Source organism: Bradyrhizobium sp. JYMT SZCCT0180 (assembly GCF_018130165.1).
Lineage (GTDB): Bacteria > Pseudomonadota > Alphaproteobacteria > Rhizobiales > Xanthobacteraceae > Bradyrhizobium.
Genome location: NZ_JAFCLZ010000022.1, coordinates 71,996 through 90,866, shown reverse-complemented (window position 1 = coordinate 90,866; position 18,871 = coordinate 71,996). Strand labels below are relative to the sequence as shown.

Genomic DNA, 18,871 nt, shown 5'->3' with positions numbered 1-18,871 from the left:
CGATAAGGTCGCGGGCGACGACACTAGGAATGATGTCGAATCGTGCACCCGAACAATTGGGCAGAAGTCTCGACTCTCATCCGATACATGGACCGAGGCACACCTCTTCGAGGGAACGCGATGGGCGCGAAGTGCTCACTGGTCAGAGACTAGGACGGAAATATCGCTGCGCAACTCCACCAGACTTCTGACTACAGCACACACCTCGGTCGCCTGTTCTGGCGAAGGTGCATAGTCGTTGGCATGGGCTACAAAGTTTCTTAGCCTTTCGATCTTGTTCAAGGCATCCTTAAGTGATGCTTTGCTTCGCTTTCCCCGATACTTTTTAAGTACTAACTGCTTCTTATCGCTAAATTGAGTGAACAAGAGCGCTTCTACAAGAGTGTCTCGTGCTAAGGCTGCAGCTTTTTGTTGTTCGAGTATCTCTCGTCTTCCCTCACTAAGGCTGCTCAACCATTCCTCTTCGTCACGATACCATTTCCTGATCGCGATCAGCAGCGTAATCTCGAAACCCGTAATCAATGCGAACAGCGCAGCGCGGACAGGTAGCCTCTGCAGGTCAGACAGGCTGACGAGGCCAACGATCGAAGCGCCCGAAACCACCAACCGACAAGGTTTTTGGTCGGCATCTGAAACGAATTCCAGGATACTGGAATCGGCGCCGATAATGGTGTCTTCCGAGAGTGGTATTAAGTTTTGAGCGACGCTGTCACCCTGTAGCGCGCCAGCCGGGAGCGCCTTGGTGTGAAATAGGCCGAGTATCTTCAGATCAGATACGGATCGAACTACAGGAAGATAATCGTAATTTTGAATGTTTTGTTCTATCACATCCGCAACTCGATCATCAGCTCGGCAAACCTGGAGATGTTCACGCGGTGTCGACATCAATTCCACTGTCAGGCCGGCGTGGAGCGTGTCAAAGCCGTCCCGATGGTCTCCAAAATTTGACCTCGCCCATCCAGTCATTTCGAACGCCTCTCGATTAGCTTTGGTTTCTGGTGGTCGCCTCGTTTGCGACCTGGGTCCGACCCCAGAGAGTTGAAATGAGCCGAATCAAAGCGTCACTTCGCAAATCAGTTGTCGGTCGACATCGACAAAATCATAGGTTACCTGAAGATAGCGGGTGGTTAAACAAACATAGAGGGCTTGCAGCTGCAACAGAACGAAGCCATTGCGTATCCGGAGTGGACTGAGTACCGCAAAAAGAACGGGCTTGATCCTCTTGGTATGCAGACTGGAAGCGTTAACATCTATCAGCGCTTACTGCCAGGCATTAGCAATGTCACGTTGCGCATACGCTATTACGGACTCTACGCTTGGCTTGCTCGTACCTACGCGAAGGAGAGTGGCGATACAAACCCCGTAAGCTGGCAACGTTTCGTTCGACGAGCGGAAGCGCTTTACGCTCTCGTTGCACAGCAGAAAGGCGATGAAACTGGGGTCGCCGGCGTTGATTGGGCTAATCGCACTCTCGAGCCAACAAATGGCCCAGTGATCGATTTTGCAGCAGCCGCCGAACCCGGCAGCCCCGACTTCTATCTGAAGCAAGCATGGGGAGCCTACGGAGCCGCTTATGCGAGTCAGCTTTATGAAATCGGCATATTCGCGGAAGGTAAGGGGCACACGATCCCGGTGCCCGGCGAAAAACTTGGCGACCGCGCAGCCAGCGCCTTCGCAGAGGGTCTGTCCGATCTCGCAACTCCATACTTGGCGGCGATCCGGAATGGAAAGGTGTCACGGACAGAACTGGAAAGGCTTGCTGCCATCACGCCTTCAGAAATCCCAGAAAATAGTAACGAGCGAACCTGTTACGAAAACATCCTGTTCGCCAATGCCGGCATTGAACGTCCTGATGACGTCGACCGCCGCCGGAGTCTCCAGCTCCTTCTCGCGGTAACAAAACAAAAGGGCGGAGTTCCCAGCATTTTCGACGTCAGGTGGGCTCTTTACGCTGGATACGATGCTCAAAACCATCCACTTCAATTGCCCGGCGATGAGCTGATCGCGCAACGCTGGCGCTGGTGGGTCTATCAGGCGAACGACCTGCTTCACGTCTGCTACGAGGGACTTCTGAAATACAGTCTCGATGTGCTTGGTGAATATCCCGCTGGAATCAGCCTTTCCCGTCTGATCGGCGAATGCACGACGCGTCTCATTGCAGCCCGCAATGATAAGTCTGCCAACTGGAAAGCTTTCCGGGAGTGTCATCCTGCTCCACAAAACTGTCTGCTACCAGATGATCAATCCGGTGAATTACACCTGCAGCGCGAGCTGATTCGTAAGACGCGACCTGACGGCGTCTGCGAACCAGCAGATGCGATGCTTGCACTCAAGCTGCTCGCAGTCCTGCACAATCGAGTCCGCTCATCACCAAAGGACCCAGCCGATGAGCTGGGCAAGCTCGACCGTAACCTTGTGCATTCGCTCGTGACTGAACTGCGGTTCCTTGAAGCACATGAAAACGATAGCATCGCTCAATTCATAGCGCGCCTAATCGAAGAGCGTGTGATCCGGCGCCACCTGTGGGTTGGTTTGCGGAAGTTCCGATATCAAGGGGACTACACGTTCCTGTTAGAAACCGATGAAGGTCGCGTCCGACTGCGCGCGGTGGATGGCCCGGTCTACACCAATCCGCGCCTTGGCCCCGCGCTGACTTTCCTAAAGGACATACATCTAATCGATAATAATGGCCTGACTTCGCACGGGAAAAAACTAGCGGGGTCGGTATGAAACTCTATGACCGTTTCGGCGCAAAAGGCTTCCACTCGTCCCTCATCACCACATTCGGGATCGATTTCGATACGTACGAAAATGTGTGCCTCAATCGACTGCGGGGTGCGGGATGTACCAATAATCTTATCTTGCCGGATACCGGGATGCTTTCTTACGCGCTCAATGGTGCTTCCGCGCTACCGCGCTACGCTGGTAGGCTATACTCCGCGACAGGCATAAGCGCGTCGAGGGGAGGGGTATTTCATAGCAAGGTTTTTCTGCGGCTCGGCCGCCGTTCTGGTGAGCTGTTAGTGGGCTCGGCAAACATGACGGCTCCCGGCCTTGCCGGGAACCGCGAACTGATGGGCATGGTTGAGTGTGATCGGGAAGAATCCGGCGAACGCAGGATTATCGCCGCCGCTTGGTTATATCTGGTGTCGCGCCTCGATCAGACCTCGAAAGCGATTGCCCAGCAGATCGCCTGGATGCAAGCACGCACACCTTGGCTGATGGATACTGAACCCGCCACCGGGCTGACCGTTTTGCGCGACGGCAGCGGGTCGGCGTTCGTTACAAGCGGGAATCAAACAGGAATTGCGCAACAGTTCATCGATCTTGTCGGCAAGCAGCCGGTTGCCCGTCTCATTGTAATGAGTCCCTATTGGGACCAAAGCCTTGCTGCGCTGAAGTACCTTATCATGGCACTAGCACCGCAAGAGACCATCCTATTGATTGAACCCAAGCGCGGCCTCTTTCCTACCAACGCACTGAAGGATCTACCCGATATCAAGCTGATGGACATAAGCGCACTCGATCCAACGCGTTTTTTTCATGCTAAGGTTATCATCGCCCAGACGCAGCAGGCAGATCACGTCCTGTTTGGAAGTGGAAATTGCACGATAGCCGCGCTCGGCAATGCGTCCAGTGTCGGCACTAATGACGAGGCCTGCCTCTACAGACGCCTTCCGCCGCAGGCTTCCATTAAAACGCTCAAGATCGAAGACCTGATCATTTCGAGCGCGGAGATCGATCGCAGCCAAATCAAACCTCTCGAATTCGAGGATGATCTGAAACTCTCCGAGTTGAGGCAACGAAATCCTGGTCGCTTCGAATGCGTGTACGATATGCTGATCTGGTGGCCGCCAGCAAATGTCGACGACGACTCTACCATCGAATTGCTCGACGCGGACGGCAATTTGGTCCAGTCAACGCTGACGCTCGTTCACACGGAACCCGCCGAGCGGCGTTTCCGTCTCACAAGCATGAATGAACGACCTGCGCTGGCTCGACTAAGATATCCGGACGGAAAACTCTCCAACCCATCCATCGTCGCTCTCACCGACGCATTAAAGCAGACAGCAAAGGAAGCGCGCGGTAAAAAAGCGGAAGGCGCTGCGTCCCTGCTCGCCGAAGAAACAAATGAGGGGTTTTGGCTTCTTGAAGCGCTCGACGTGCTGGAAGCGGCCGAACAACGGCAAGCTGACGACACTAAGACTATCTCGCGGAAGCGCCAAAATGCGGACAAGCCCACCCCACCGCAAGGGCAGTACCGCACTCTCGACTATGAGCGCTTCATTGCTGGACGCCACCTGCGTTCCGACGGGAGCGCGATGGCCCCGAGCAGCCTTACCGGAAGCGAACTTTCGCTGGTACGGGGTTTTCTGAACCGGATACTGGGCATGGACCGGCCCGACGAGACGCCTGCCGACCTTATCAAGGATGAAGAACTGGCCGGTGCTTTCGACATGGGTGATGAAACCGCCGACCCACAAGGTGCTTTGGAAGGCGGCGAAGAGTTTCCGAAGCGGCCTTCGAAACGGTTGGATGACAATGACGAGGAGACGAAGAAGGAAAGGCTAAGAAGGGAACGGCGCAAGGCCCATGCCGGCCAAATCATCGCCGCTATAAGATCGTTTGGCGAACGAATCCGAATGCGTGCAGCGGCAGGCCAGCTCAGCGGTATCGACGTTCTGCGCCTTCGCGCATTGATTACAGTCGTGGCCGCCGCTGGCCACAGCGACACGCTTTCAGCAAGAAAACCGGACCAAAGCACCTTACAGACATTTCCGTCGGCAGGTGACGTAAACTCCTGGCCGCGACTGCTAGGGCGCGTTCTGTTTGTATTCTTTGGCGGCAGCAGGCCCGCGATCCGGGATTTGCACCTAGACGCGTCATTCGACGAATTAACCGCAGATATTAAGGAAAGTTGGGCAACCTGCTTCTGGACAATTCAGGTGTGTCTCGACGCGGTCCGAAAACATCGTGAGAACACTACTTTCGTTAAATCATTGCAGTCGCTTGCTCGAAGACTCTATGCCGTAACGCAGCTCCAAGAAATTGAACTCGCCGGCCCAGAAATAATGGGCGTCATTAACGCCATGAGCCAGCGCTACGCGAAGCGGCTTGGGTTCGATCCGGAGCGCATTGAGAGCGCGCACATTAGTGAAATTCGAAGTCTGCTGACTCAACGAATTTCCCGGCCATAAATACGCGTGCAGAATGGTAGGGAAGAGCCCTTTGGGCGCCATAAGCCGTTGCGGTTATATGCAATTTGGCCGAAACTCAATCTTCCATTGTGGATATCCAGACGCGCACCTTCGCGCCGGCAGGCGGAAAAGAAAAATTTGGCGATGCGACAGAAGGTCTAGACCCCAGTGCGGTTGCCTTCTGATCATCATGAGTAGTTAAACTAGCGAGGCTTGTGCGGTGCAAACGGTCCCAGAAATCGGCCAACTGGCCATTGTTCGCAAGCGTCCTTTCGTTGTCACCGAGATCATTCCTTCGGCCCCCGGCTTGAACGGTGAAATGGCGCAATCAAACCATCTAATTAAGCTCTCCTCTGTCGAAGACGACGGCCTCGGTGAGGAACTGCAGGTCATCTGGGAGTTGGAACCAGGTACGAGCGTCCATGAGAAGTCCACCCTTCCCAACCCGGATTCATTCGATCATCCGATACGCCTGCAGGCCTTTCTTGATGCCGTGCGTTGGGGTGCTGTCTCGCAGGCCGACGACAAGGCGCTGCAATCCCCGTTTCGCAGCGGCATCGAAGTTGATGAATACCAACTCGACCCGGTCGTTCGTGCACTCTCCATGCCGCGGGTCAACCTGCTAATTGCCGACGATGTAGGCTTGGGCAAGACCATCGAGGCCGGTCTGGTTGTTCAAGAGATGATCCTGCGCCATCGGGTTCGGACCGTTTTGATCGTCTGCCCGTCCTCTCTGCAAGTGCAGTGGCAAGAGGAAATGCGAGACAAGTTCGGTCTCGAGTTTCGCATTATCGACAGTGAAGCGATCAGTATCCTGAGACGCAAGCGCGGTATCCACGTCAATCCATGGTCCCATTTTTCACGACTCATCACATCCATTGATTTCCTCAAGCGAGAGCGCCCACTACGGACCTTTCGCGAGACATTGCCATCAGGCGATCAGCCGACCTACCCGCGGGCTTACGACCTGCTGATCGTTGATGAAGCCCACAATGTCGCTCCATCCGGCCGCGGCAAGTACGCTACAGATTCGATGCGCACTTTGGCCATCCGCTCCATGGCTCCGCATTTTGAACATAAATTGTTTCTCTCGGCGACGCCGCATAACGGTTACCGAGAAAGCTTTGCCGCATTGCTCGAACTACTCGATAACCAGCGCTTCGCTCGAATTATCCTTACTCCGGATCGTACACAGCTGGATGCAGTCATGGTTAGGCGAATGAAGTCCGAGCTCAAGTTGCGATGGGACGGCAGCCGGCGGTTTGCCGAACGTATCGTCAAGCATCTGGCGGTGCCTTACACCGATGAAGAGCGGAATGCCCATCGTGCTCTGCAATCGTATTCCACGCTGCGCCTGAAGCACGCCGCCTCAAATGGTGAACGAATGGCTGCGGAGTTTGTTCTCAAATTACTCAAGAAGCGTCTCTTCTCTTCACCCGCAGCTTTCGGCAGTACCCTCGAAAAGCACATTTCCACAGTTGGCGGCCGCAAAGCTACAAGTATTGCAGCCCGAGATATCGAAGATTTTTCTGACGACTATGCTGACGATGAGGAATACGAAATTCAAACCGACGAGGTCGTAAGCTCCGTCAGCCAGGCCCTGTCCGCCATCTCCACCGAGGAAAAGGCGCTGCTGCGACAACTCAGCGAATTCGCTGCCAAGTCTAGCCAGCGCCCCGATTGCAAGGCAAAGACCCTAATTGACTGGCTGAAGGCCAACCTACGTCCTGGCGGCAAATGGAATGACGAGCGCGTCATCATCTTTACCGAATACCGCGCCACCCAGAAATGGCTCTTTGACTTGCTGGCCCGGGAAGGCTTTGCCGAGCAGGGTCGCCTTGAAATGATCTACGGTGGTATGCCCAACGATCAGCGAGAACCGATCAAGGCCGCTTTTCAGACCAATCCTAAGGATTCGGCAGTGCGTATCTTGCTGGCAACCGATGCGGCTTCGGAAGGCGTAAATCTGCAAAACCATTGCTCCAAGCTGATTCATTTCGAAATCCCCTGGAACCCGAACCGCATGGAGCAGCGCAACGGCCGTGTGGACAGACATGGGCAGAAGGCCGATGAGGTGCACATCCACCATTTCGTTGGCCGCGGCTTCGATACTGCGCGCACCTCCGGCAAAGTTGGCGATCTTGAAGCCGATCTGGAATTCCTCATGCGGGCAGCGCTGAAGGTAGAAACAATCCGAGAAGATCTCGGGAAAGTCGGCCCGGTCATAGCGAGCCAGGTCGAAGAGGCGATGCTGGGCCGTCGTCTACATCTCGATACCACGCGTGCGGAGCAGGAGGCAGAGCCGGCGCGGAAGATGCTCAAGTTCGAGCGCGATCTGCGACGCCAGCTGGAGAAGCTTGCCGCCCAACTGCATGAAACGCAGCAAGATCTTGATCTCACTCCTGAGCATGTCGAGAACGTTGTCCGTGTCGGGCTTGAGTTGGCCGAACAACCTGCGCTTATTGCTACCGAAGTCGAGGGCATTTGGCCCGACCCCACCGGGGTAAGAAAGAGTTGTCCTGTTTTCCGCCTGCCTGCTCTTTCCCATAGCTGGGTGCAATGCGCCGAGGGGCTCGCCCACCCGCATACCAGGAAAGTCCGGCCTATTGTCTTTGATGCTGCCCTCGCCAACGGCCGGGATGATGTTGTACTCGCCCATCTGAATCATCGCCTCGTGCAGATGTGCCTGCGTCTGTTGCGTGCTGAAATCTGGTCTCTGGGCGTACAGGCCAAGCGCCTGTCCCGTGTCTCGGCGTGCGTGGTAGATGACTCGGCTCTGACCCACCCTGTCGTCATCGCCCATGGTCGCATCGTTGTGTTAGGCGGCGATAACCACCGACTTCACGAGGAAGTCATCACCGCGGGCGGCGCTCTCATTGAGGGTCGCTTCAGCCGCCTCAACGTCGGCGAGACCAAGGCTGCATTGCAATCTGCCACCAACACTCCGGCCCCAGCTGCCATTGAGGCCCGCTTTCAAGCCTTGTGGGGTAAGCAGCGCGATTCGCTATTGGCGGCCCTCGAATCGCGTCGCGTCGAGCGTACAAGAAATCTTGAGAAGAACCTCGACGAACTTGCCGAAAAGGAGGTGCACAAGCTTAGGACAGTTATGACAGAACTTCAGCGGGCCATCGAAGCAGAACTGGAACGCAAGGATGGTCCGCAATTGATGCTCGATCTGGGCGGCGACGAGCCCGGAAAGCAACAGCGCGAGCGCGACCTTGCAGCATTGCGCGACCGCCTGAAGGAAATACCTGGAGAAATCGACCAAGAGTCCAGTTACATTCGCTCCCGTTTCGCCAATCCCAGCGCTCGGTTGTTCCCGGTAGCTGTTACCTGGCTCATCCCGCGCAAAGCAGTCCTTGCGGTCACGGGAAGCACGCGATGAGCGGACCGAGCGTTTCCCGCCACCACGCAGATTGGTTGTCTCTTGTCGAGGTATCCGGCCCGTTTGTTTCCTTGCCGGTGTTGATGCGAATTTTCCCGCAGGGACTCGAGCCGCGCGATTCCGCCCAAGCAAAGGCGCTCCGCGCTGCTTACGAAGAATGGCAGGACAACCCCGCGGTTCCTGGCAGCCAACGCGCATGGGTGATACATGTGCTCATCGAAGTGCTCGGATACGCGCGAGAACAAATCGCGGAAGGCCAAGCGTTGCCCGCGGGTTTGGAGGCAAAGGTGCCTGAGATGGGCGAAACCCTGCGTCCCGATTTTGCCCTCGTGGGTCCCTCGGGCACCGATACTGCCGGGCAAGCTCAACTCCTTATTGCGAACTACCCGGCTGGGCAGGACCTCGACAAACCCGTCATCGATAGACATTGGAAGGCCACGCCCGCCACCCGCATGATGGAGCTGCTTCACGGGACCGGTGTGTCCCTTGGGTTGGTCACCAACGGTGAGCAATGGACGCTCGTCTACGCGCCACGAGGCGAAACCACCGGCTATGCCGCCTGGTATGGCTCGCTGTGGCTGGATGAACCCATCACCCTGCGGGCGTTCCATTCATTGCTTGGCGTGCGTCGCTTCTTCGGCGTCGCTGCAGACAACACACTGCTGGCAATGCTGAAGGAAAGCGCGAGCGATCAGCAGGAAGTGACCGACCAACTCGGCTATCAGGTCCGAGAGGCCGTCGAGGTGTTGGTGAAGTCTGTAGACACGCTCGATCGGGAAAACCATCGCGCGTTATTGAGGGGCCTACCAGAGACCATACTTTACGATGCCGCGCTCACAATTATGATGCGGCTGGTATTCCTCTTTGCCGCCGAAGAGCGTGGCCTGCTGCACCTCGGCAAACCGCTCTACGATGATAACTACGCCGTTTCCACGCTTCAGGAGCAGCTCCAAGAAACTGCCGATCAACATGGCGAAGAGGTATTGGAGCGGCGGTTCGACGCTTGGACGCGATTGCTCTCCACATTCCGGGCCGTGCACGGCGGCATCCAACATCAAGACCTTTTGATGCTCGCTTATGGCGGGTCTTTGTTTGATCCTGACCGCTATCCATTTCTCGAAGGCCGCGCCCCTCAATCATCGTGGAGGACATCGGCGGCTGAGCCATTGGCGGTCAATAATCGCATCGTCCTACACTTGCTCAATTCGTTACAACGGCTGCAAGTCAGAGTGCCAGGCGGAGGGCCTGCAGAATCCAGGCGGATTTCATTTCGCGCGCTCGGAGTTGAGCAGATTGGACACGTCTATGAGGGTCTTCTTGACCGAACAGCCGTACGAGCCAGTGCTCCAGTCCTAGGTATCAAAGGCTCGCGACACAAGGAAAATGACTTTTCACTCGCAGCACTAGAATCACTATTCATTCAGGGCAGGGACAAGCTTCTTGAATTTCTCAAGGAGAAAACAGGCCGCTCCTTGTCAGCATTGAAACGGGCAATGGACGAGGGCGGTTTGATCGACGATCACAGGCTGCTGATAGCGTGCGGGCACGACAACGAGCTGTTGGAGCGCGTCCGGCCCTTCGTCAATCTGATCCGCGAAGACTCCTTCGGTCGACCGCTGGTGACTTTGACCGATAGCATTTATGTAACAACGACCACAACGCGTCGAAGCACAGGTACCCATTACACACCGCCATCGCTCACCGAGCCGATCGTCCAGCATACCCTCGAGCCGCTAGTCTACGAAGGATCCGTCGAGGGCTGGCCGCGGGAGCACTGGAAACTCAAATTGCCCAAGGCGATACTTGACCTCAAAGTGTGTGACATGGCGATGGGCTCTGGCGCCTTTCTAGTGCAAGCCTGTCGCTATATGTCGGAGCGGCTCGTCGAAGCGTGGGAAAATCTTGAAAACGACCATCCTGACGAAGTCCTGATTACGGCAGAAGGTACCTTTTCGACCGGCTCTCCAAGAGAACGCCTTATACCTGCGGACACCAATGAGCGGATCGCAATCGCTCGGCGCGTGGTCGCCGACCGTTGTCTATATGGCGTGGACATCAACCCGATGGCCGTGGAAATGGCCAAACTCTCCCTCTGGCTCGTCACGCTTCAACGTGACCGGCCCTTCAGCTTTCTCGATCACGCACTCAAGTGCGGCGACTCTTTGCTTGGCGTAACATCGTTGAAGGAGATCGATTACTTCAGCCTCCGTTCCGGCGAACGGCAAGTGACATTTGCGACCGCCAACTTATCCCTCTATGTGGAGGACTCCTCCACAAAACGCCAGATTTTGGAAAAACTGCCTTCCAACGATCGCGCTCAGATCGAAGCGAAGTATCGCCTACATACCGAAGCCGAAGCGGCGACCGCCACAATCAAGGCGCTGTCCGATTGGCTTATCGCCTTGGAACTAAACGACCTTCACGGTAAGGCATACGAGGATCAGCGTATTGTCGTTGCTGAACGCGCCGAAGCAGCGATGAAGACGTCGCTCTTGGAATTCAAAGCACGCGCAAGCGAGCAACTGCGGGGATGCCGTCCATTTCACTGGGCATTGGAATTCCCGGAAGTGTTTTCTCGTGGCGGCTTCGATGCGTTCGTCGGCAACCCACCGTTCATGGGTGGAGCGAAATTGGAAACCGCTTTCGGCAGAGATTACCGTGCTTTTATCGTAGCGCGAATAGCGAACGACGTTACTGGAACAAGAGGCACAGCGGATATCGCTACTTATTTTTTACTTCGCGCAGAACGGCTTACACGTAAAGCAGGCATTTTTGGTCTGATTGTAACGAATTCTCTTGGCCAAGGGGACGCGAAAGAAGTGGGCTTGAGCCAAGTTCTCAAGCGGGGGCATAAAATCATCCGGAGTGTTCCGAGCCGCAGGTGGCCAGGTACAGCCACGGTATATTACGCGATGGTGTGGGTTTACGTGGGTGAGTGGCAAGGGGCTTGCTACGTTGATGACGAGCCTGTGGCGCACATCGACGCATCGATGAAAGCGGCGGACTCCGCGAACGCTGAGCCGACTAAACTGAGAGCAAATGAGGACATCGCCTTCGAGGGCGCGAAACTTTCGGGCGAAGGATTCGTAGTTCCAAGCCAAAAGGCGCAGCAACTCTTGGAAAGCGATCCACAAAATGCTCAAGTTCTAAGACCATATCTAACAGGAGCGCTGCTGAACGGTCAATCAATCCAAGCACCAGAAGATTATGTCATTACTTTCTACGATTGGCCCTTGTATCGGGAATCCGCACCGCCTGAATATGATGGGCCCGTCGCAAGCGACTTTCCGCATTGCCTCGAATGGGTCGGTAATCATGTGAGGCCTCAGCGGGAAAAGCTTCCGCCAACTACCGCTTGGAATAGAAAGCTTCGTGCGGCCTGGTGGCATTTCGGTCAATGGAGATGGGCGCTAGATGAGGCACTTACAAAGGTAGAAAAGGTACTCGTCCTTTCGCGCGTAACACCGCATGTGATGGTTGATTGGGCAGAGAAGTCTTGGGTCTTTTCCGACCGTTTGACGGTTTTCGCGACGGACGATGCGGCCATGTTTACCCTCCTGCAATCCAGCTTCCACAGCGTGTGGGCCTGGCGTCATGGTACAACAAACCTTTCACTCCTCAGTTATTCGCCCGCAGCTTGTTTTCTCACGCTTCCAATTCCTGCCCATACCACTGAATTGAGAGCTATCGGCGAGCGCTATTACGAACATCGCCGCCGAACAATGCGCGCTCGTGATGAAGGGCTGACCGACATCTACAACCTTTTTCATAATCGAAGCGAAGAATCAGATGATATCGCTCGACTTAGGGAACTGCACATGGAAATGGATCAATCCGTCGCCGTTGCTTACGGCTGGAGTGATTTGGATTTGGGCCACGGTTTCCATGAAACGAAACAGGGGATTCGTTTCACCATTAGCGAGTCAGCCGGGCGCGCCGTGCTCGGTCGCTTATTACTCTTGAACCACGAACGCTATGCGGAAGAAGCGGCCGAGAATACTGCGCTGGCTATTTCTGCTCCTGTTAAACGCGGTCGGAAGAAAAAAATCACGGCTGACAAATTAACGCTCGACTTGTTGTAATCTGGGGGGCTTCATGAGCGCATTTAATACAGCCGCTGCGCAGGGTCTGGGTACGACGGCTCTCGCACGCCGGACGCCGAGCGACTTGCGCGATGAGCTCACAGAAATGGTCATCCGCGATCTTCTTGGTCCCGCGGGTGGCCCTGACGAGGAACTAAACCAATACGAGGACCACGTTTATCAACGCTACTTGGTCGGCATGCTGGCCCCCAAGGACGAAGAAGTTGACGCCGGCGCGCTGGATGAGCTCGCCGCCGGCGATGGCGACGATGGCGAAGAGGGAGCACCGGATTCAGGAGTACCAGCAGGGGGCACTTATTTTCCATCATCGATGGGCCTGAGTTTCGTCGTCTCCGACGAAGCAAAGGAAATCGTCGTAGAGGCGGAATGGGGTCAATATCTTCGCGTCAAAAGCGATGCGCAAAGCAAAAAAGACGGCAACCCTGCCAACGTCTGGAAGAGGATTCGAGTTGTTTCACCTCCGAGAGTTTTGTCCCTCAAGAACGAAGCAATTGAACCTGACGCATTTCACTCCGAGCACCCGCTAGTCCAATTGCAAGGGAGGATGCGGTTAACGGTCGATGGCTGGGTCGTGACGTTGTTCATGGTCAACCAGCAGGAGGAGCGCACCCGCCGCGGCGAGCCGAAGGACGAGGTTTGGGTGTTTCAGCCAAAACTGCGCGTGCATGGATCTCACGGGGAGCCGATTTTCGTTCAACGCAAAAGCTCCAAGGCTGACCTTTCGCGGATGGACCCGTTGACCCGCGACGAAACAGAAACCCTGGAGATGCTTTACCGGCATCAACGCGAGTTCGCTGTGGGGCACGGCATTTCGGTGCACTCCACACTGGCCGAGCCGCTGGCTGAGCGCGCCATACAAGTGGAAACCGAATGGGTGCCTACCTTCGAAGTCCCACAGCAGACCCCTCGTTCTGCGGCCGACGACGCGAATCTCTCAAGCCTAACGATGGACATGAAGGCGCTCGCCGAGTTGCCAAAGAACGAACTGATTACCAGCCTGCGATATATCGAGACGGCCTACACAGCCTGGATCAAGATCGAGGCCGCCAAGTTGACGCTACCTTCCGAGAAGCTGCAAGGGCATGAACAGGCTGCCAAGCGATCGGTGGCCTCATGCACGCGAGCACTCGAACGCATCAAGGCCGGCATCGATTTGATCGAGACGAACGCACGGGCCGAAGAAGCTTTTCGCTTTGCCAATCGCGCCATGTGGCAGCAGCGCGTTCATTCCACGTTTGCGCGTAGGGTGCGCAAGAAGGAAATGAAGGTTGAGGATGGGGTAGCAACCCTGGACGAGGCAAAGAACCGAAGTTGGCGTTTGTTTCAGCTGGCCTTCGTTCTACTTAACCTGCCCAGCCTGAGCGATCTGCATCACCCGGACCGAAGCCATGAAACCGATGCCGTGGCTGATCTCCTGTGGTTTGCCACGGGTGGCGGCAAGACTGAGGCCTATCTGGGGCTGACAGCTTATACGTTGGCGCTGCGCCGGCTGCAGGGCGAGATCGAGGGTCTTCGAGGCGATCACGGGGTTGCCGTGCTGATGCGCTACACGTTGCGGCTCTTGACCTTGCAACAGTTCCAGCGTGCCACGGCACTGATTTGTGCTTGTGAAACCATCCGTCGTGCCGAGATAGCCAAGTGGGGCGAGACGCCGTTCCGTCTAGGCCTTTGGGTAGGTAATAAGACCACACCCAATACGCTGGCCGCGGCAGCGAATGCTTTGCGCCAGCGCAGCGTTGGCGGCCGGCCATCCTCCAACGGTAACCCTCACCAAATTACCTCATGCCCGTGGTGCGGGAGCGAAATCCGAGAACAGCATCTCCGAGTCTATGAGGCGCCCAGCGATATCGGCCGTTGCGTTACTTACTGTGGAGACAATCTGGGTCGGTGCGAATTCACGGAGCGGAACGCGCCCAAGGAAGGGCTCCCGGTGATGGTGGTGGATGAGGAAATCTACCGTCGTCCCCCGTCCCTGCTGATCGCCACGGTGGACAAATTCGCCCAGATGCCCTGGAACGGCCGGACTCAAATGCTGTTCGGCAAGGTGACGGAGGTGTGCGATCGTCACGGCTTCTTGTCACCCGAAGTTGAGGACGGAAAATACCACCCAGCTCGCAATAATCTACCCTCCGTCAAAAACCGCCCGCATAGCTTCCTTCGTCCACCTGATCTGATCATTCAGGACGAGTTACACCTCATCAGTGGGCCACTTGGCTCGATGGTTGGACTTTATGAGTCCGCCGTGGATGAGCTGTGTTCCTGGGAGGTCGACAGCAAGAAGGTGCGTCCCAAGATCGTTGCATCTACCGCTACCATACGTCGCGCTCCTGACCAGGTTCAGAAGCTGTTCGTCCGCAGGCTGGAAGTGTTCCCACCTCAAGGCACCAGCATCCGCGACAGCTTCTTTGCTATCCAGCGTCCAACCGGCGCCGACTATCCTGGGCGTCGTTACCTGGGCTTTAGCCCGTTCGGACGCCGCTATCCCGTGGCCATGATCCGCGGCTACGTTGCCCATATGGCCGCGGCCCAGGTGCTGTATGACAAGTACGACCGACTAGCCGATCCGTGGATGACGCTGACTGGCTATTTCAACTCAATCCGCGAGCTGGCTGGTACAAGACGGCTTGTCGATGACGACATTCGCGCTCGCCTTCGCGATGCAGATCAACGCGGACTGGCCAAGCGCCGCATTCGAGCATTGGAAGAAATGACGTCCCGCAGGTCGGGCACAGACATTCCAAAAATTTTGGAACGATTGGAGGCGACCTTCGACAAGACGCTGGAAGTTCAGCGGGCCGCCGAACGTAAGGCAGGCCAGAGAACAAGCTCGGCGGTGCCCTACGATGTCGTCCTCGCGACTAATATGATCTCGGTCGGCGTGGACATCGACCGCCTAGGTTTGATGCTGGTAGCCGGCCAGCCAAAGAATACCTCCGAATACATTCAGGCGACCAGCCGTGTCGGACGTTCTGCTGATGGTCCGGGTTTGGTTACTACGGTCTTTAACTGGGCGAGACCCCGAGATTTATCGCACTACGAACGTTTCGAGCATTACCACGAAACTTTCTACAAGCATGTCGAAGCGCTTTCGGTCACTCCCTTTTCAGCTAGGGCGCTGGATCGCGGATTGTCCGGTGTGATGGTGGCTTTGACGCGCCTATGGGACGATCATCTGAATGCCAACATGAGGGCTGGCGAAGTGCTGGACACCGATCCGGTGTGGGCAAAGCTGTTCGATATTTTGGGTAAACGTGGTGGCAATGCTACCCATGACCCTGCAGTCGCAGCGCGCATTAAAGACATGCTCGCTCGGCGTCGTGACGAATGGCTTCGTCGCGTACACAACCAGAAAGATCACAAGCTCGGCTACCGATCGGAAGGAGGCGCCACAGTAGGTTTGCTGGAGCAGGCCAGCGAAAGGGACTGGGAATTGTTCACCTGTCTGAACTCGTTGCGCGATGTAGAGGGCACTGTCGACCTGGTTCTCGACCAACACTTCACCGGGCTCCGAGCCGACTAAGGATCATGCAATGAACGAACTCGGTGAACTCCGTCCCAGTCAAATAATCTTCACCTTCGGTGTCGGCTCGCTCGTCGACCTGCCAAACATGTCCGCAATGGTGATGGGGCTGGACGATTGGGATACCCGCTACTGCAAGGAGCTGGAGGAGGACCGCCTTGTCGCCGCGGTCCAGAAGCGCCTTGGCTCGCAGATGAGCAAGCTCTATTTGCCTCCGATCAAGTTGGACAGCGCGGATCGAGATCCGGCTGCACCAGCAATTGGCGTGCCTGTTGTGCCGTTTCCGCGCTGGATGCGGTGCTCACTGTGCGACACGCTGTCCACCGTGGAATCAGGCGTCTTCAAGTTGATACAAGATCCGTGGCGTCCAGACAAAACAGCCTATGTCCATCAAGGCTGCCTAAAGAGCCAAGGTGGAACGCCGCCCTCAGCACATTCAGTGCGTTTCCTTCTCGCTTGTCGGGAGGGCCATCTCACCGATTTTCCTTGGCTCAATTTCGTACATAAGGGCAACGTTCCTTGCCGGCCCGCGACGTTGAGCATGCGCGAGTTCGGAGCGTCCGGTGACGCCTCGGATATCATTGTCAAATGCCACACATGCAACGTTGAGCGCCGGATGGCAGATGCATTCGATCCTGACGCGCCATTTGACTGCCCCGGCCATCATCCGCATTTACGACTAGTAGAACGGAACTGCGAAGAGGACGCAAAGACGATCCTGTTGGGCGCTTCGAATGCCTGGTTCCCAATACCTCTTTCTGCACTTTCGATTCCAAGAGCTACAGACAAACTTGGAAAATTGATCGAGGAGCAGTGGGCGGAACTGAAGGATACCGAGGATGTCGATGAAGTCCGTCTGCTCCGCAAGAAGCTCCAGAGGTTCCAGTCGCTAATTCCGCTGTTCTCGGAATACACGGATGAAGCTATTTGGGTAGCGATTGAAACTAAGCGCACGGGTACGCAGCAAGCAACCACTCCGCCAGAAGACCTGAAACTTCCGGAGTGGCAGGTTTTCTCCAAACCGGATTCTGCTGCTGAGAGCCGCGACTTTAAGCTGAAGCGGGTTGCGCCCCCAAAAGGATTTGAACCTTTCTTTGAGGACGTACTGTTAGTAGAGCGAATTCGCGAAGTACGAGCGCTACTAGGATTCACCAGGGTCGAATCGAACGCCGACTTCGCTGAGGCGACAGTTGTGGCAGATGGCCGTCTGACTAAGCTTTCGCGCGAAAGCCCCAAATGGCTGCCCGCATCCGAAGTCCGAGGTGAAGGAATTTTTCTTCGCATTCGCGAGGAGGCATTACAGAGCTGGCAAGTGAAGCCGGAAGTACAGGAGCTTGAGCGGGAATTCCTCAAATCGCACCAGGCCTGGCGGACGCTCAGAAAACTAAAACCTGCAAACGAAGGTTTCCCTGGGATCCGGTTAGTGCTGCTGCACTCCTTGTCTCACGCGCTGATGCGTCAAATTGTGCTCGACTGCGGTTATACGGCAGCAAGCGTGCGTGAGCGACTTTATTCGCGGAACGCGAACGAAGTTGGCGGTCCTATGGCTGGTATCTTGCTCTACACCGCAGCGCCCGACAGCGAAGGCACCTTAGGTGGCCTCGTGGAGCTGGGTACACCCCAAACACTTGGTCGTCATCTCCAACAAGCTTTCGAGAGTATGCGCATCTGCGCGTCCGATCCCCTTTGTTCCGAACATCGACCAGATGTCCACGGTCGCGGTATCCAAGGAGCCTGCTGCCATGCATGCCAATTCTCGCCGGAAACATCGTGCGAACGCGGCAATCGGTATCTCGATCGCTCTGTGTTGGTGAATACGTTCTCTGCCCGCGGCACAGCGTTCTTTGATTGAATGCCATGGCGGACGAATTTTTCATTGCCATCGAGAACCTAATTCGGAGGGCGCCGACAAATTGGATTGCGTCCACTTGTGAAGTTCTCCGCAACGTTCCGTCCGCTTCCAACGTGGAATTCGTCCTCAAAAACATACCGAATACCAACAACGCCGATCTTTCATTCTTGATGTCCAAGGTCGTTCGTTCTTGTGTAGGAACGATGTCTTGGGAAGCCTTAAGCTGGGCGCTCAACACCTCCTTCACCACCTTTCAACACTTACGGGCTGAACAACACATAGAGCTTCTTTGGTCGGGTCCGTCACCAGCAAATCAGATATCAGTCCGTCGGATCGATCAGGCGCTCTATGACCTGATAGCCAACGCTAAGCGTGACATTCTGTTGGTTACCTTCGCTGCGGCGAAGATCGAACGATTGACCGGTGGACTCCAGAAAGCTTCAAAGGCCGGGGCAAGAATTCGATTGATTCTCGAATTTGAAGGGTCCTCGGAAGGCCAGCTTAGTTACGACGCGCTGAGAGCCTTTCCTGCCGCTCTTATCCAAGTGTCGGAGATCTACCACTGGCCTGTTGACAAGCGTGAACGAAATCAAGCGGGCCGTCCTGGAAAACTTCACGCTAAGGTGGCCATTGTGGACGATATTGCGCTGGTTTCCAGCGCCAATCTCACGGACGACGCATTCAATCGTAACCTGGAGGTCGGCCTGCTGGTGAAGAACGCTGAGCTGTTAGTAACAGTTAATCGCTATTTTGATTCGTTGATTGCAGCGGGAACGCTTGGCCGGCTGCACGGGAGTTCTTTAAATTATTGAG

The 18,871-nt window shown here is 55.8% G+C and carries 8 protein-coding genes; 7 read left to right on the top strand and 1 reads right to left on the bottom strand.

Features of this window, described 5'->3' with window-relative positions; all coding sequences use genetic code 11:
* Nucleotides 1-135: 135 nt before the first annotated feature.
* Nucleotides 136-966: a hypothetical protein gene (locus JQ641_RS28765; protein WP_211999240.1), complete on the bottom strand. Its 831-nt coding sequence runs from the start codon at nucleotides 964-966 to the stop codon at nucleotides 136-138.
* Between the two features lie 180 nt (nucleotides 967-1,146).
* Here JQ641_RS28765 and JQ641_RS28760 point away from each other — a divergent pair, with 180 nt between their 5' ends.
* The 7 genes from JQ641_RS28760 to drmC all read left to right on the top strand — a co-directional run bounded on the left by JQ641_RS28760 (nucleotide 1,147) and on the right by drmC (nucleotide 18,870).
* Nucleotides 1,147-2,730 carry a hypothetical protein gene (locus JQ641_RS28760; RefSeq protein ID WP_211999239.1) on the top strand — a complete coding sequence of 528 codons (1,584 nt, stop codon included), beginning with the start codon at nucleotides 1,147-1,149 and terminating at the stop codon, nucleotides 2,728-2,730.
* On the top strand, nucleotides 2,727-5,198 hold the full coding sequence (locus tag JQ641_RS28755; RefSeq protein WP_211999238.1) for a phospholipase D-like domain-containing protein: 2,472 nt from the start codon (nucleotides 2,727-2,729) through the stop codon (nucleotides 5,196-5,198). The genes JQ641_RS28760 and JQ641_RS28755 overlap by 4 nt, the downstream gene beginning before the upstream one ends.
* A gap of 220 nt (nucleotides 5,199-5,418) precedes the next feature.
* On the top strand, nucleotides 5,419-8,583 hold the full coding sequence (gene drmD, locus JQ641_RS28750; protein WP_211999237.1) for a DISARM system SNF2-like helicase DrmD: 3,165 nt from the start codon (nucleotides 5,419-5,421) through the stop codon (nucleotides 8,581-8,583).
* Nucleotides 8,580-12,665, top strand: a complete 4,086-nt coding sequence (locus JQ641_RS28745; protein WP_211999236.1) for an Eco57I restriction-modification methylase domain-containing protein — start codon at nucleotides 8,580-8,582, stop codon at nucleotides 12,663-12,665. The genes drmD and JQ641_RS28745 overlap by 4 nt, the downstream gene beginning before the upstream one ends.
* A 13-nt stretch (nucleotides 12,666-12,678) precedes the next feature.
* The gene (gene drmA, locus JQ641_RS28740) at nucleotides 12,679-16,206 is read left to right on the top strand and encodes a DISARM system helicase DrmA (RefSeq protein ID WP_211999235.1); all 3,528 of its coding nucleotides are present in this window, start codon (nucleotides 12,679-12,681) and stop codon (nucleotides 16,204-16,206) included.
* Nucleotides 16,207-16,216: 10 nt separating this feature from the next.
* On the top strand, nucleotides 16,217-18,058 hold the full coding sequence (gene drmB, locus JQ641_RS28735) for an MrfA Zn-binding domain-containing protein (RefSeq protein WP_211999234.1): 1,842 nt from the start codon (nucleotides 16,217-16,219) through the stop codon (nucleotides 18,056-18,058).
* A gap of 5 nt (nucleotides 18,059-18,063) precedes the next feature.
* A complete protein-coding gene (gene drmC, locus JQ641_RS28730) occupies nucleotides 18,064-18,870 on the top strand; it encodes a DISARM system phospholipase D-like protein DrmC (RefSeq protein ID WP_211999233.1) in 807 nt (268 codons plus the stop codon).
* The last annotated feature ends 1 nt before the right edge of the window (nucleotide 18,871 follow it).